We start from the raw sequence: 16,502 nt of genomic DNA, 5'->3' as shown, positions 1-16,502 counted from the left end.
GTTTTCTCCTATTTATGCTGTCTTTTCTTCTTTTTTGCTCAGATTTTCAAGAGTCTGAATCATATAGTCAGCGATTCGCTTGCCGGCTTCGCCTTCGTGCATCCATGCAGTTGCCTTTGCTTCGTGGCGGGCTTTCTCAAGCTCCTTTGAATCTCTCATTGTCTGAATTACTTCCTTTATATTTTCAAACTGCTCTTCCTTCAATTCGGTACCGAATGTGCGGAGGACAGAATACTGCCATAATTCCTTGTCGCCCAAATCGTATGCATCGTAAGGACGGAGATCCATTCCGGCATTGACGTACATTACAGGCTTATCACAGAGGAATGTGTAGTCAAAAATGATTCCTGAAAAGTCTGAAATCATGATGTCTGCCTTTTTGAGGGAGAAGATGTTCTGCCGCTCGTAATCCCAGACGATGTTCTGATTGTCCTTGTAGCGCTCGGTAAGCCGCTCAAGCATGTCGGCCTCGCTCTTTTTTGACTGAGGATGAGGGCGGACGATAATGCGCCAGCCTGTTTTTGAAAGAGGATCAAGCAGTTTTTCACCGTACTTTTTGAGGATTCCGACGTCGCCCCAGCTTGGAGAGACAAGAACCGTGAAAGGATGATTTTCTTCGCCAGGAATAGATGCAATATTTTCTTTGTATACGTCAAGATAAGGACAGCCGACTGTGACCAGGTCTTTTTCCGGGATTCCCCGCTGATTTTCAAGGAAGCGGATGTCTGTCTTTTGATAGTCGCCTGTGAGAAGGACTGAATCAAAGAAATCAAGACCGAAAAGACGGTAAGTTGTGGCATCGTTCGGCATGTGAAGGACATGGCTGTAATGAGCGACACGCTTGCTTCGTTTAAGCTGATATACCTGCAGGCCCGGAGTTGTCATGAGTACAAAGCCCGCTGAAAGCATGTTGAGTTTTGCAAAAGCGGCGTTTCCCTCACCGATGAATTCCGGCTTTACGAACTGATAGTTCTGCTCGAAAACAGGGTCAGTCTTTGATGAAGTGTAATAGGTGAGAGTGATTTTTCTTGCTTCAAATTCATCGCATACAGGTTTGAATGTATTCCAGTACTGATTGCCTTCGTTGTAAACGACATAAGGCTTGTATGAAGAATCAAGCTGGGCACCGCCATCTTTTTTGCCGGAGAAAAAGACTTTTAATTTGAGGAGGGCTGCTTTTCCCAAGAAAAAGAGGGTAGCTGCCGCACCAATCAAAATAGAAAAGAGCATCGAACCTGTACCCGGATCGATGTACAAAGGAAGAATAGTATTCATGGCTTTATTTTACTCCTTTTTGCCAGTTTTTGCTATCGAAAATATTATTTGTGACTGTGTACCAGTCTGAATCAGGAACGCTGAATGTGTAAAGTCCGTTCATGCCTGGAAGGAAGTTGTGTGTAATGACAACTCCGCTTGCCTTTTTCTCACTAGAAGGAATTTTTTTGATTTCCTTGCCGGTGAAGGGATTTTTGGGCTTTTCGACAAGTCCTTCAAGAAGAAGGCTCGGAACGTCGGCATTTGTCATAAAATCTTCGTTTGTGACAGGCTGGCCGCTTGCTCCGAAATCCTTGTACATAAGGAGAGGCCAGTTGTGGTCAGGATTGTAATCATCTTCCCAGTCGCCTGTGAAATATTTTTCTTTTTGAGCGTCCTTTCCGATTCCATGATCTGCGACAATTATGATTCTTGTATTGTCATAGCAGTCATTTGCCTTAAGATAATCAATCCATGAAGCGACTTTTTTGAACATGGCGATATTACCGGAAATGCTTGAATATGGAATAGGGCCTGTATCTGTTATTGTGATTGCAGGTTCGTAATCAGGGGCCTGCAAATCCTGAGTTGAGTGAGTTGTGTCGTTTACGATAGTGAAATATTGATTTCCGCTGCCTGTAAAATCGGTCAGGCGGGGAAGATAAGCAAGGGCTGTGTAAAAATCAAGGAATTCCATGACGTCACTTGTGTTTTCATCGCTTGACCACCAGGCTCCGTCATCATAAACACTGTCACGCATGAAGCATGGAACGAATTTGAAAAGTGAGTACCATACGAGATTGCGCTTGATTGATTCGCTTGTGATGTTTGCCTTAACTTTGTCAGGATTTTCCTTGACCCAGAGGCTGGTGTATTTTCGCTCGACATTGAAGCCTTTGATTTTTGGATACTGATTTGTAATCGACATATCTGGAATCCAGCTGTAATTTGCCCAGCTCAAATCTGTTACGGTTGCGTTAAAATCTGCCTGCTCCGTAAAAATTCTAGGCAGGAGAAGAAGGGCTTCATTTTGTTTGTCAACGAGTTTTTCTTTACTGCGCTGGTTGATTTCGTAAGGCGTGTATTCATAGCCGCCATAAAGGGCTGGAGCACCGAGAAGGGTTCCCTGATTGAAGGAAATTGTATTCTTGAAATATGTAAAACCGGAAAAACTTTCTTTGAGTTCCGGAAATTCTTCGAAAATAGGCTCGAAATATGCCCCTTCGGCACGGTCGCTCATAATAAGGACTACATTCTTGCCATTCTTGGAAAGATGATAAACCGGCGAAATTGATTCTTCTTCCGTGATTTTTGAGGCAATTTCTTTTTTGTAGGCGGAATATTCAGAATTAATTGATACTGAATTGACCACTGTGATTCCAAGGGAAGCGATGAGAATTATTGAAAGCGCTGTCTGTAAGATTTTCTGCTTTTTGAATTTTAAAAGAATCAAAGGAAGTAAAAGTGCTGCAATAACTGAGACAGTATTTAAGAGAGCATATGGAAGCGTTACTGAAGTTACAAGAGAGTCAAAAGTGATGAGTCGGGAAAGGGTACCATAATCTCCTGCAAAACAGAAGGCATCAACCAGGCAGGCAAAGAGAATTGATGAAAAGAAAAGTGCCATTGCTGTTTGAACCCGCTTATTAAAGAGAAAATAGATACAAATCGGCCAGAAAACAAGGAGACCCAGCATCTGCACCGTGGAATTGTAAAGGAAATAAAGAGGATTTCCGTATGTGTCGATATTTGCAAATTCAACCGGAGAAGAATTTATTACAAGGGATGGAAGGACGAAGCCCGCAAAGAAAGCAAGGGCAAGAGAAGATGTGAGGAAGATGCTGAATCTTGTCTTTTTGTGCTCTGTAAGCGGAGAGAAAACTGTGTCCAAAAGATAGGTCATGAATTTGACGGCAAGAGGAGTCAATAGCAAAATGCTTGCCGCAAAAACAAGAATCAGGCGCTTGTGCAGCATTCCGTGGTGGTGGAAAAGCGCATAGTAATCTACGAAAAGAACTGCTGCCGCAAGAATAAAGTAAAGAACCTTTTTTGGATTTTTGATTTTATAGAAAACATTCTTTACGAGCGAGAAAACATTGTTCATAGTCCAGTAAAGGACGAGACCGCTTGGAGAATTGTAAAGTATTACAAGAAAAACAAGGGCCATTCCGTAAATTGTGAGTTTATCCTTGAATTTGAAGCCCTTTGTATAAATTGCACCTGCAATGATGTTGATTAAGGTCATCGCAATCGGGAGGACATTTACCTTGAAGGAGCCGATTGAAAAAAGTGCGTCCTCAGCTCCCATATCGCGGATAAAGCCGAAAGAATATCCCCGCAAAACAGGAAGGTTTGAAAGGAATGAATAGGCGGCCATAAAGAAGGGCACTTGAATCAAAAGACCGAAAGAAGAACGCAAGGCCATAAGTGGATGGTAATGATTCTCTTTGTAAAAAGCCGAAAGAATCATATATTGCTCATCGCCTTTGAAAGTTTCCTTGATTCGCTTGATTCCCTTGTCGAGCCGTTTTTCCGTGTCGCGCTGAACCTGCTGCCAGCCTTCTGCTACGATGTAAAGAGGAAGACAGAGCACGGATACTGCGATACTTACTCCGATTACGGAAATACCTTCTTCCTTAAAAACGCTGTTGAAAAGAGAAAAAGAAAACTCAATTACCTGAATTAACGGATAAATTATTATTGTGTAAAGAAAATTTGCCATTTTAATCCTGTTTTGTATATTTTTCCCAGTTTGAATCGATAAAAATGTTGTCTTTTATATGAATCCAATCGTCATCGCTGAGAGTAAATTCATATTCACTCTTTGAATGGTACGGCATAAATATATCACCTTTTGTGGCAATTATTCCACCGTTTTTATAATTTTCATCAATCGGATTTTTTGTGAATGGGTTTACTGGATTTTCAACAATTCCCTTGAGCGCAAGATAGGGGACATCCGCATTTGTCATAAATCTATCATCGATTTTTACAATCCCATTTGTATCAGAATTGAAATCCTTTACCAGAAGCACTGGATTTAAATGGTCTTTTTGATAGCCGTTGAATGACGGACTTTCAAATTTATCGATATCCCGGCCTATGCCGTGGTCAGAAACCACAATGATTTTAGTATTGTCGTAGATTCCCTGAGAGCGGAGATAATCTGCAAATTCAGCGATTTGAATCAAGGTGACTGTGTTTACCTTGTAACCGTCATCATTTATTGAATATGGATATTCTGGTTCGATTGAGTACATTGAAATGTCTTCAAAGGCATGGGTACATTCATTCGTGAGGATTGATAATGTCGGTTTTGCAGAATTGACCTGCATGATTTCCGGCAAATAGTAAAGAATTGAATACCAGTTTACAAAGTCGCCGGCATTTTCCTGGACGCCATTTTCCCACCAGGTACCCTTGTAGTAGACGACAGCCCGTAAAATAGCTGGAACTTGGCGGAAAATACTAACCCAGAACAAATTTCGGTTGAGGACATGGCTCAAAGATGCCAAATCAAATCCAGCCTTAAGCTTTTCCCTTTTGAAATCGCCCGTGTAGTGGCCGAAAAGTGAAATTGCCTTTAAATTTTCCAGACCTGGATTTTCTGAAGCCGGGAAATTCTTTATAAAATTCATGTCGGCAATGTAATTGTAATTTGCCCATGACAAATCTGATACAGTCGCAGAAAAACCCTGCTGGCACAAGAGTTTTGGGAGCAAAATCAGGGCTTCGTTGTGCTTGTCCTTGAGCTTGATGGAATTCCTTTTGTTCATTTCCATAGGCGTGTAATCAAAACCGCCGTACAGGCCTGGAGAACCCATGAGGGTATGACCGTTGAAACTCAAACAGTTAGGGTAAAATGTAAAGCCGTTGAGTTTTTGTGAAAGATTTTTCTGATCTTTAAGAATTGGCTCGATAAATGCAGATTCAAAACGGTCAAGCATAAATATAACTATGTTTGGCTGGGTTTTTGAAAGGGAGAATTTTGCAGTCTGGCTTGTACTTTGCGTGTGACTAGCGGCAAAAGCCTTGTATTCACTTGATATTTTGCTGGTGTTGATGAATGAAAGCACTATGAGGACTGAAAGAGTTGCAAGCAGGGCAAAATTCATGAATCTTGTTAATTTGATTTTTATGACGAAAATGACCAGGACCAAAATTGCCGCAAGGGAGAGGATGTTAAGAAGCATGAAAATCTTTGACGGATTTACGAAGCCGTCAATAAAGCGGAGGGTTACATCCATTGAGCCGTAATTTCCGTTAAAAATGTAGGAATTTACGATTGCCCCCAAAAATGCTGCTGAGAAGAAATATGCAATCAGGGTTTGAAGTCTTTTCTGGAAAAGAAAATAAATACAGGCCGGCCAAAATACGAAAAAGCCGAAACTCATCCAGAATGATGAATGGAGAAAAGCGTTCGGACTTGTGTAATTTTCGATGTTTGAGAATTCCTGTACTGAGCTTGTTATAAGCTGGGAAGGAAGTACAAGACCGGTTAAAATACAGAGGCCGAGTGAACTGAGTGCAAAAAGTGCAAAACGCAATTTTTTGTCGGTAAAAATAGAAGAAAAAGTCTTTTCAGAAAGATGTATAATAAGGCGGACATAATAGGGAAGAGGAATCCAGAAAAGAAGGAAGAATACTGCCGCAAGCCGTTTTTTGAGGTTGGCACCGCCATCATACAAAAAGAGGATGAAAAATGCCAGCAGGAGGATAGCCGAGACTGCGCAAAGATAAAGGATTTTGAGGGGATTTTTCATCTTGTAAAAGATGTTTTTTACGAGAGAAAAGATGTTGTTCATGGTCCAGTAAAGAACCAGGCCTGCCGGAGAATTATATAAAACTACGAGGAAAACAAGAGCCATTCCATAAATCTGGATTTTTTCTTTTATGGCATGTCCCCGCGAATAAATTGCACCAGAAATACAGTTTATCATGGTCATCAAAATCGGAAGAATGTTTACGCTGAAGCTTCCGATTGTGAAAACTGAGTCAGCCTTTCCCATATCCTTTATGAAAAGAAAATCCCTTCCCTGTAAATCCGGCAGGGCAGAGAGTGTGTGGTATGCCGCAAGGAAAAATGGAATCTGAATCAAAATGCCAAAGCTTGAGCGCAGTGCCATAATGGGGTGGTAATGATTCTGACGGTAATAGGTGTTAAGCATCATGTACTGCTCGTCACCCTTGAAAGATTTTTTGATATGACTTACCCAGAAGCTCATTCTTTTTTGCATTGAGCGTTCTGTTTCCTGCCAGCTTTCTGCGATTATGTAGAGGGGGAGACAAAGTAATGTTACCGCAAGACTTACACCAAGAATCGCGATTCCAGTATTGTTGAACATTTTATTGAATACGCGGTAAGTGATTTCAATAATCTGTGTGATTGGAGAAAGAATTATGTCATAAAGAATTGTCGTAAAAGGCATTTTGCTTCCCTAAAAATTATTTTCCTGTGTCTGCATCATTCGGAAAGTGGCTGTTGGCCTCCTGCTGCAACTTTTCGTAGCGCTCATATATGCGTTGCTTTAAATTGGTTGAGCTTATGCCGGCTCCGTAAGGGAAATAGACGACGTCAACGCCCTGTTCCTTTAGGTAGTCGTATTTTCCGGCCCAGTCATCTCCAACGACAAAAACGTCAAAGTTCAGCTTTTTTACCTTGTCCGCATGATTAAGTGAGTGCTGTGGAATAACTATGTCCGGGTACTTAAGGGCTTTTACAAGCGCGATTCTCTCATCGAAAGGAATAATCGGCTGGCTCTTATAGCTTTCGACAAGCTCGTCAGTGTTTACGCCAACGATAAGAATGTCACCGAGGGAGCGGGCATACTCAATCATTTTTATGTGGTTTGCGTGGAGCATGTCAAATGTTCCGCTTGTATAGACTACTGTTTTACCTGCTATCATAGGAGCCCCCTTTTGACTAAATCCCTGAATGCTGCTGTGAGAGTGTCAATCTCTTCGTTTGAAATTGAGCCGATATGTCCGACACGGAATACCTTTTCTGCCATGTCTCCGCCGTTCGGACAAATCCAGATTTTGTATTCGTCCTTTATGATTTCAAAAATTCTGTGTGCGTTTACGCCCTCTTTTGTTGGGCAGAGGGCCGTAACACAGTTTGATGAATCCTTTTCGTCTGAAAAAAGCTTGAATGGAAGGTCTTTTATTGAAGATCTGAAATACTTAGCTCTTTCCCGGGCAAGTTTGTTCTGATTTTTGATTCCGCCGCCTGCTTCGATGCGCTTGAGTTTTTCGTTGAGCTGTAAAAGCGTGCCGACAGCTGGCGTAAATGGAGTCTGACCGCGCTGGCCATCTTTTAAATAAGCAGGATAGTTAAAATAGAGGCTCTTTACATTTATTTTCTGGCAGCGTTCAATCGCCTTTTTGTCAAGGACTGTAAAGCTCATTGATGGCGGAAGGGCAAGTGCTTTTTGGCTTCCTGTTATTGCTGCGTTTACATGCATTTCCTTCATGGAAAAATAGTCCGCCATGAAGCCGCTTACAGCATCCACAAAAAGGAAGATGTCGTTGCGCTGGCAGAAATCGCCGATCATATTCATATCGTAGAGAACACCGGTTGAAGTCTCGCACAGCTGGACTAAAAATCCTGTGTAGCCCTTTCCTTCAAATTGAGCTAGATGCTCCTTTGTTAAAGGCTTTCCGTAGTCTAACTTTATTTCTGTAAATGGAATCTCATGAATTTGGCAAAGTTCAACAAGGCGATGACCGAAACTTCCGCCATTTACGACGAGAACTTTGTCATCCTTGCTGAAGAAGTTCATCACACCGCCTTCCATTGAAGCTGTTCCCGAGCCGGTCATAAATACAAGGCGTGAACCTTCAGGTGCGTCAAAGAATTTACACAAAAGACTTTCATTTTCTTTCATTATGGAAGAAAATTCTGGAGTGCGAAAATATGGTATCTGTTCTTTTCCGAGTTCTCTGGTTTCTTCGTCCATCTGAACCGGGCCAACTGTGAAATTTATCATTTTGAAGCCTCTGCCAAAGATTTTTCTTTTTCAATCAAATAGTCAGCGATTAATTTTGCGCTTTCGCCCGGGTGCATCCATGCCTCTTTTCTTGCCTGGTCACGGCCTGCCTTGAGCGAAGAGTCCTTTAATGCCTCTTTAATTACAGATTTCATTTGATCAAACTGATCTTCTTTTAAAGGAAGACCGATTTTTTCAAGAACTTTGAAGCGCCAGAGTTTTTCGTCTTTGAACCAGGCTGCATCGTAAATTCCAGGATCAAATTTTGTATCTGCGTAAATTAGAGGCTTGTCAAAAAGAAGGGCAAAGTCAAAAATAATTCCTGAGAAATCAGTAATCAAAATTGAAGCCTTGTTCATGCAGTCAAAATTGTCGTTGTCAAAATTCCAGTTGAAATTTTCACTTTCCGGGAATTCCTTCATCAGGGAATCCAGCATTTCTTTTTCACTAGTCCTGGTCTGCGGATGAGGGCGGACAATTATTTTCCAGCCAGTCTTTTGAATGGCTTTAAGAAAATCTGAACCGAATTTGGAAAGAATTGCCTCTTTTCCCCAGCTTGGAGCAACGAGAATTGTGATTTCAGAATCTTCTGTCTTTTGCAAGGAAGTCAAGCGATTTTTCTGCTCGTCCATTGGCGGATAACCGACCGTGACGAGTTCTTTAGCTGGAAGATTGCGCATTTCTTCAAGCCTTCGTATATATTCTCCCTGAAAATCACCTGTCAGAAGAACAGAGTCGTAGTAATCAAGTCCGAACATGCGGTAGCCCATCATCTCATCCAGTGAGTGTGGAATGTGTACGTAATATTTGCAGGCCTTGCTGCGCTTCCATTGGAGGACTGAAAGCCCGGGCGTGGTGGAAAGACAGATGTCCGCGTTTAGGAAATTAAGCTTTGCAAAAGCTCGGTTTCCTTCGCCGATGAATTCTGTCTTTACATATTCAAACTTCTCTGACAGGGCCGGATCGTCTTCGCTTTGAGTGTAATAGGTAAGCGGAAACCTGCGTTTTTCAAATTCACGGGCAATTGGAGCAAATACATTCCAGTAGCGTTTTGAATCAGAATAAATGACAATTCCGAGTTTTGATTTGTCGAGTTCTGTTCGCTTTCCAAAACTTATTGTGGTTTTGATTTTTATGACAAGTGCACGAATTGCGAATACGGAAGTCATGGCAAGTCCGATAAGGATTGAGAACAACATGCTTCCTGTTCCTGGATCAATATACAAAAGCATAATAAATTGCTTTCAAATTTATACTTATATTAAAAAAAATTCAATACTCAGCTTTTTCACTTTGTTTCTATAATATTGTTACTGACTCTTTGCACATTTATCTGATTTACGATATTCTTATTAATGTTATGGGCACATTCTTGTATGATTTGATTATCAGTCCGATTGAGACTGTCGTTGAGTGGTCTTTCCTTTTTGTTACCGATAAAATGCCTTTCATAGGTGTTCTTGGAGCCGTTGTAGGTGTGAGCCTGATTATAAATTTTCTTGCGCTTCCCCTTTATATAGTTGCGGATTCAATCAAGGATAGGGAACGGGGAGTGCAGCTCAAGCTTCAGAAGCAGGCCGACAGAATCAAATCTGCTTTCAAAGGTGACGAACGCTTCATGATGATGCAGGCGATGTATGCCGAAAATCACTATCATCCCGTCTATTCCTTGAGAAGTTCGCTTTCAATCCTAATTGAGATTCCTTTCTTTATCGCAGCTTACCGTTATCTTTCTCACAACGAAATCTTGCAGTCAGCAAACCTTAATCTTGGATTTTTAACCCTTAATCTTGGTCAGCCTGATCATGTCTTTAAGATTGGCTCATTTTTCATCAATATCCTTCCGATTACAATGACCCTTATAAATGTCGTTTCATCAATGATTTATTCTCGGGGGGCTCCTCGCAAGGAACTTGTACAGCTTTACGGACTTTCCCTTGTTTTTCTTGCCTTGCTCTATAACTCTCCCAGCGGTCTTGTAATTTACTGGATCTGCAATAATCTTTTTTCACTTGCAAAGAATATTTTCCAAAAGTCAGGATATGGCTCAAAAGTCGTCTATGGAATTTTCGCATTAATGCTTTTGCTTGTTTGCCTTGCAATTTCATTCCAGAAACGTGTCGCTGCTGTAAATATCATGGTTGTCTGGTCTGCCCTGATTCTTTTTCTGCTTGTGCCTCTTCTCTGCAAGACTGTCCTTAAAAAACAATTTCTTGCTTTGTCCAATAAAATTGACGAGTGTGCGCGAAAATCATATTGGTCTATTTTTATTACTTCGGCTCTGGCTCTCGCACTTTTCATGGGATTCCTTCTTCCTTCAAGCGTAATTGCTACCAGCCCTATTGAGTTTTCATGCCTGGGACAGACGGATTCTCCTTTCAACTATGTTTCCGGCTGTCTTGCCTTTTTCCTCGGTTTCTGTGTTTTCTGGCCTGCTGCAATTTACAAGATGTTTGGTAACAGGGTAAAGTATTTCCTTTCGCTAATACTTTTCATTCTTTTTGTTTCCGCCCTGGCAAATGTCTACCTTTTCGAATACGAGTACGGCAATATTTCTCAGATTTTCGCCTTTGAGAATGACGGAATCTTTAGAAATAAAAGCATTCTCTACGCTATACTCCCACTTTTGCTGGCTCTTTTCTGTGCAGGCCTCTTTTTCTTATTGAAAAATCAGCGGTTACGTTCATTTGTCGTCTCTGCCATTGTTATTGTCTGCATTGCTGAAGGTGCACTTGGACTCTACAAATCAAAAATCATAATTTCAACATACAATGCCAATAAAGAAAATCTTCTTGCGGCGAAAAATGACGGAAAGCCAAAAAAACTTGAGCCGGTCTTCCATCTTGCAAAAGAAGATTCCGGTAAAAAGAACGTCGTCGTTATTTTCCTTGACAGGGGAATCAACAGCTTCATTCCTAAAATCTTGACACAGTATTCTGACTTGCAGAAATCTTTTGAAGGCTTCACATGGTTTAAAAATTCCCTCAGTTTTGGTGATTTTACCACGACCGGAGGTCCTGCAATGCTCGGTGGTTATGAGTATAGCCCGGAAGAAATCAATGCAAGAAAAGACGAGCTGCTTCGCGAAAAGCACAATGAGGCAAGTCTTGTAATGCCGAAACTCTTTTTGGATGCCGGTTGGAAAGTTACGATAACTGACCCGCCGCTTCCAAATTATTCAGACAAAACTGATTTAAGTGCTTTTAAAAAATACCCGGAAATGAATGTTTCTGAGCTTGCAGGAAAGTATTCTGCAAATTACATTGCGGCCATGAACATAAAGGGGCGTGAAATCGATAGAATCTGCAAAAAACAGTCACGAAATTTCTGCATAATTCAGGCAATGTACCCAAAAGCAAGGATGTATTTCTATAATGTCGTAAAGGATCCGGTCAACGAAACGACTTTTGAGAATCACTATGCATCCCTCTACTTTTTCAATGAGCTTACGGATTTTGATAGTGCTGACAATAATTATCTTTTTATTGAAAATGACGGCACTCATCCTGACGCGGATTCTCCTGACTGGGGCGAAAATTGTTTCATTTCAGAAGAAGAAATTAAACCCCTCTATGACTATAAGGATTCAAAAGACCTGGTTCACTACAGGGTAAATGCCCTTTGTATAAAAGCAATTGGCAAGTGGCTTGATTACCTGAAGGATAACCATGCATACGATAACACAAGAATCATTGTCGTTTCAGATCACGGTCGTGGAATTCACCTTGAAGAATTCAAGAATTTTGCTGATTATGAGGCTCCTGCTTTCTTTTCGGCAATGCTTATGTTCAAGGATTTTGACCAGCGCGGAAGCGTAAAGACTGACGAAAACTTCATGATGAATGCCGATACAATTTTCCTCGCAAAGAAAGGCTTGGATTTAAGCAATATAAATCCATTTACAGGCAGGGAATTCACTCAGAAAAAAGATGGAGAAGTCCATGCCTATTACTCCGTACAGCACAATCAGACAAAAATCTACAATAACAAGACCTTTGACCTTGATTCAAAGGGAGGCTGGGCTGTAAAAGAAAACATCTTTGATGAGAATAACTGGAGAAGGCTGAAATAGCATGCTACGTATTTTTAGTATAACTGATTGCAAAAAAAAGTGGAATTATATTTTATGCCAATTTCTGCTTATTTGCTTTCCTTTATATTTAATCTTCCCCAGTTCTTCTTTTCATAGATATTGTCTTTTACGGTATACCATTCGTCATCAGCAACTGTGAATTGAGTATGATGTCTGATCCGGGTACTTTCTGCCGGTGCTGTTGCAATCTTCATATAACTGTTTTTGTCAGTTACCTCAAAAGGACTGTTTGTGAACGGATTTTTTGCTCCGTCAATTACATCTTTTGTTGCAAGATATGGAGTGTCAGCGTTTGTCATGAAAGTATAATCTGTTTTGAGTGAACCACGGGAATTAAAATCCTTTACCATTAAGGTTGCAGTGTAATTGTCTTTGCAGATCATAACATCCGGAGTGTCTTCAAAAACGCCTGTGTAAAATCCCTTGCCGTGATCAGAAACTATGATGATCTTTGTGTTGTCGTAAACATCATTTTCTTTTAAATAATCAAAGAAGTCTGGCAACCGTTTAAAGACTCCTGCAATTGTGTGGTACTGGTCGTAATCTGCGTATTTTCCGCTTCCATAATTTGTAATGTCCTGAACAGGAACGTAATCAGGTGCCTGAAGGAACATCGGCTCATGCGTAGCTTCGTTATCCAGAAGAAGAAAGGCGTTTTTGTCAGAAGTAAAATCCGTAAGCTCAGGAAGATAATCAATTTCTGAGTAATTGTCTATGAATTTTGCCGTGTCATCAAATTCATTCCATGAAAGCCAGTATTCACCATGATAGACAACCTGTCGGAGAACAGGCGGCACCATTTTGAATATACTGAACCATACGAAGTTTCGTTTTATCTGAGTGCTAAGGAAGGGGGCCTTTGTCATGTTGTGCTGTTTATACCATAAATCAGAGTAGGTTCCGTGTGTTATAACGCGGTTTACAAAAGGGTAGCCCTCATACATTTTTTCAACCGGTTGTTCCAGGTAATTTTCGTAGGGCATGTCTGCAACGGTTGTGTTCCAGCCGTTTTCATTAAAGACAATCGGCATGGAAAGAATTGCTTCATTGTGTTTTTGCTGTAAGCTTTTGTCTGTGCGCTGATTTACTTCCCATGGAGTATAGTCATAACCGCCAAAAATTCCCGGAGTTCCAAGCATGGTAAAGCGTGCGTGTGACATTGTGTTGGCGTAGAAGGTGAATCCGTCAAATTCCTTTAAATACTCAGGGTTTTCTTCAAAAAAGACATTAACAAAAGGAAGAAAACATCTGTCCTGCATAAGAACAATTACGTTTTTCCCTGTTTTAGAAAGATGGAAAACAGGCTCAATTGTCTCTTTTACAATGGGAGCCTCCATTTTTGAATATGCGGTTTGAATTGAAAATATATTCTTTACAGAAACGGCTGCAAGTGAGAGTAAGAGAATTGTGCAGAAAGACTGAATGATTTTTGTATGCTTGAAAAGCAAAATAAAAATAAGCGCTGTAGAGGCAATCATAATGACGCCGTTAAAGAGAACCTTCTTGAAAGAAACGGCAAGAGACTGAGGCTGCATAAAAAGCAGTTCCGGGCTTAAAGGTCCGTAATCTCCGGAAAAGGCAAAACAGTTGATGATGCCGAGTATTGCAATGCATGGAAAGATAAGTGCAAATGCGGTTTTTACTTTTTTTGAAAAGAGGGCATAAAAACAGGCCGGCCAGAAGACAAAAAGTCCCAGTGCCTGACAGAAGACTGTAAAAATAAAAACGAATGGTGATTTATAAGAGTCTACAAAACAGTATTGCTCCGGTTCGCTTTCCATAATTATTGTTGGAATTACAAGACCTGCAAGAAGGACAATTGAAATAGCCGAAATAATAAAAAGCAAAAGCCTTGTTTTATCCTGGATGTTTGCAAAAATAAATTTTCCAGATTTTTCTCCCTCTTCAATAATATGATTCAGCTTTTTGAGTAAAGGTGGAAGAAGAGGAATGAAAATTGCAAAAAGAACAAGTGCAAGCCGGAAAATCTTTTTTGTATCTTTTAAAATAAAGATGGAACTTATAAGACATACTCCCGCAAAAATACATGCAATGACGTAAAGTACGCGGCGGGGATTTTTTAATTTATAGAAGATATTCTTTACAAGGGAAAGAATATTATTCATTGTCCAGTAAACGACAAGTCCTGCCGGAGAATCATAAAGCAGAACAAGAAATACAAGGGCACAGACATAAATCTGGATTTTTTCGGATAGTGGATGTCCCTTTGAGTATATCGCACCTGCAAGGCAGTTGATTATTGTCATTGCAATTGGAAGAACGTTGATTGCAAATCCTGCCAGCTGAAAAGTTGCATCGGGATGACCGAAACTTTTTATAAACAGAAAAGAGTATTCTTTTAATGGTTCCAGATGAGACAGGAAATTATAGGCTGCCATAAAAAATGGAATCTGGATTAAAAGACTGAAAGATGAGCGCAGCGCCATAATAGGGTGGTAATGATTTTCCCTGTAATAGGCATTCATTATCATGTACTGCTCGTCACCCTTGAAGGTTGATTTTATACGCTCAATTCCGTTTTTTAATTTGGACTGAATATTTCTTTCCTTTTCCTGCCATTCTTCGGCAACCATGTAAAGAGGCAGGGTAAAAATCGTAACTACAAAACTTAAACCGATAACCGCGATGCCTTCATTGTTTGTAAATTCGTAGATAAGTTCGTAAAAAAATTCTGTAAGAAGAACTAATGGCTGGATTATAATCTGGTACAATGCGGTAAACATGCAAAAATTATAATCGTGTTGCAGATTTTATTCAATTGCGCGTGCTTCCCTGTGATTCCTTGCAAGTAAAAGCTTTTTCTTCTATTATGTAATGAGTATGAAAAAAATTCATGTTCTGCTCAAGATTATTGCTTTTACGGTGATTTTCTTCCTTCTTACGATTCCACTGGCTTTTTTGCTAAAAGATGATGCGAATTCCTATGCCCGCTCGCTTTTTTATGAATTCTATAGGCAGGAAAAAATTGATTATCTTATTTGTGGTGCTTCTCATGTTTCCCATGGAGTTGAGGCAAACATAGCTTCTCAAAAATTTGGAAAGAGCGTTTTCAATACAGGGACGCCTTCTCAAAAAATTGACGGAACTTATGCGATTCTCAAGCAGGCTGTGAAACTTTATAAAATAGAAAAAGTCTTTTTAGAACTGGATTTTGCCATTACTTGTGCACCAGCTTTTTTTGAAAGAACTGGATTGACTTCTGAATATATTGTTGCAAGCCGTATTAAGGATTTTTCTATCAAAATTGATTATCTACTAAACTGTTCTTCTCCAAAACATTATTTCAATTCTTTTTTGCCTATTGGAAAAGACAAGTTGATAACATTAAATCCATCTTTACTGGCAGAAAAAATAATATCTCTTATTGCCGGTGAATATTTTAAGGGAACATATCACTCTGATGACGCTGAATATTCGGGTAAAGGGTGTCTTCTTGATCTGGATGAGGTGATAAATGGTGGTTTTTCAAATTATTCTAAGGAAGGAATAATACAAGTTTCTAAAATTACCGACGACTGGAAAAACACTGTTGATAAAATCATAGAGCTTTGCCGGGAAAATGACATCGAACTGATTCTTTATTCAATGCCCTGTTCTGATTTTTACCTGAATGAGCGCGGAAACTACGATGAATATTATTCTTTCTGCAGGAATTTTACTTCTGAGCGTGGTTTTACATATTATGACTTTAACCTTGCACGGCCGGATTTATTTTCTGCTCTTGATTCAGACTATTATGACGACAATCATTTTAACAAAAAAGGCGTGTATAAGTGGACTGATTGTTTCTGTGACTTTTTCTCCGCCAAATATATTGAAGAAAACAACCTTGAAAAGTATTTCTATTCTTCTTATGCCGAAAAAATGGCGGCTCAGCTTGACAGAATCTTCGGCCTTTACATGATTACAAGCGACGACAAAAAATCAATGGAAATCATTCCCCTGGCAAATCATGTAGCCTCAAATCGCATTACTTACGATGTTTACGCAGTCTGTGGAAGCGAGAAAATGCTCCTTGCAAAGAATTCAAGTCAAACTACTGTTGAGCTTCCTGCTGGAAAATCTGGAAAAATCCGAGTGATCAGCTACATGGACGGTATTAAACAGAACGACTGTTCGGAAAATTTCGCTTCATTCTAGTTTTG

General features: G+C 40.2%; 9 protein-coding genes. 2 read left to right on the top strand and 7 right to left on the bottom strand.

The features are described from left to right. Nucleotides 1–12: 12 nt before the first annotated feature. Genes HNP76_RS03110 through HNP76_RS03085 form a run of 6 tightly spaced genes read right to left on the bottom strand, consistent with a single transcriptional unit; the run spans nucleotide 13 to nucleotide 9,442 of the window. Nucleotides 13–1,275 (bottom strand): CDP-glycerol glycerophosphotransferase family protein, encoded by a 1,263-nt coding sequence (locus HNP76_RS03110; protein WP_184657401.1) that lies wholly within the window; start codon nucleotides 1,273–1,275, stop codon nucleotides 13–15. 4 nt (nucleotides 1,276–1,279) lie between these two features. Then, the gene (locus HNP76_RS03105) at nucleotides 1,280–3,976 is read right to left on the bottom strand and encodes a YidC/Oxa1 family membrane protein insertase (protein ID WP_184657399.1); all 2,697 of its coding nucleotides are present in this window, start codon (nucleotides 3,974–3,976) and stop codon (nucleotides 1,280–1,282) included. 1 nt (nucleotide 3,977) lies between these two features. Then, the gene (locus HNP76_RS03100; RefSeq protein WP_184657397.1) at nucleotides 3,978–6,683 is read right to left on the bottom strand and encodes a YidC/Oxa1 family membrane protein insertase; all 2,706 of its coding nucleotides are present in this window, start codon (nucleotides 6,681–6,683) and stop codon (nucleotides 3,978–3,980) included. Between the two features lie 16 nt (nucleotides 6,684–6,699). Next, on the bottom strand, nucleotides 6,700–7,161 hold the full coding sequence (locus HNP76_RS03095; protein ID WP_184657395.1) for an FAD synthase family protein: 462 nt from the start codon (nucleotides 7,159–7,161) through the stop codon (nucleotides 6,700–6,702). After that, on the bottom strand, nucleotides 7,158–8,243 hold the full coding sequence (locus HNP76_RS03090; protein ID WP_184657393.1) for a pyridoxal-phosphate-dependent aminotransferase family protein: 1,086 nt from the start codon (nucleotides 8,241–8,243) through the stop codon (nucleotides 7,158–7,160). The genes HNP76_RS03095 and HNP76_RS03090 overlap by 4 nt, the downstream gene beginning before the upstream one ends. Continuing rightward, nucleotides 8,240–9,442 (bottom strand): CDP-glycerol glycerophosphotransferase family protein, encoded by a 1,203-nt coding sequence (locus HNP76_RS03085; protein ID WP_184657391.1) that lies wholly within the window; start codon nucleotides 9,440–9,442, stop codon nucleotides 8,240–8,242. Before HNP76_RS03085 ends, HNP76_RS03090 begins: the two co-directional genes overlap by 4 nt. A 161-nt stretch (nucleotides 9,443–9,603) precedes the next feature. Between HNP76_RS03085 and HNP76_RS03080 the strand changes: the two genes are divergently transcribed. Then, the gene (locus tag HNP76_RS03080; protein ID WP_184657389.1) at nucleotides 9,604–12,315 is read left to right on the top strand and encodes a YidC/Oxa1 family membrane protein insertase; all 2,712 of its coding nucleotides are present in this window, start codon (nucleotides 9,604–9,606) and stop codon (nucleotides 12,313–12,315) included. A 68-nt stretch (nucleotides 12,316–12,383) separates the two neighbouring features. On the opposite strand, the gene HNP76_RS03075 is transcribed toward HNP76_RS03080, so the two are convergent. Then, complete coding sequence (locus HNP76_RS03075; protein ID WP_184657387.1) at nucleotides 12,384–15,080, bottom strand: membrane protein insertase YidC; 2,697 nt, start codon at nucleotides 15,078–15,080, stop codon at nucleotides 12,384–12,386. Nucleotides 15,081–15,177: 97 nt separating this feature from the next. Between HNP76_RS03075 and HNP76_RS03070 the strand changes: the two genes are divergently transcribed. Beyond that, nucleotides 15,178–16,497, top strand: coding sequence for a hypothetical protein (locus HNP76_RS03070; protein ID WP_184657385.1), 1,320 nt, complete (start codon nucleotides 15,178–15,180; stop codon nucleotides 16,495–16,497). The last annotated feature ends 5 nt before the right edge of the window (nucleotides 16,498–16,502 follow it).

Origin of the sequence: Treponema ruminis (assembly GCF_014201975.1) — a bacterium.
Classification (GTDB): Bacteria; Spirochaetota; Spirochaetia; order Treponematales; family Treponemataceae; genus Treponema_D; species Treponema_D ruminis.
This window is presented reverse-complemented; position numbering and strand designations above follow the sequence as displayed.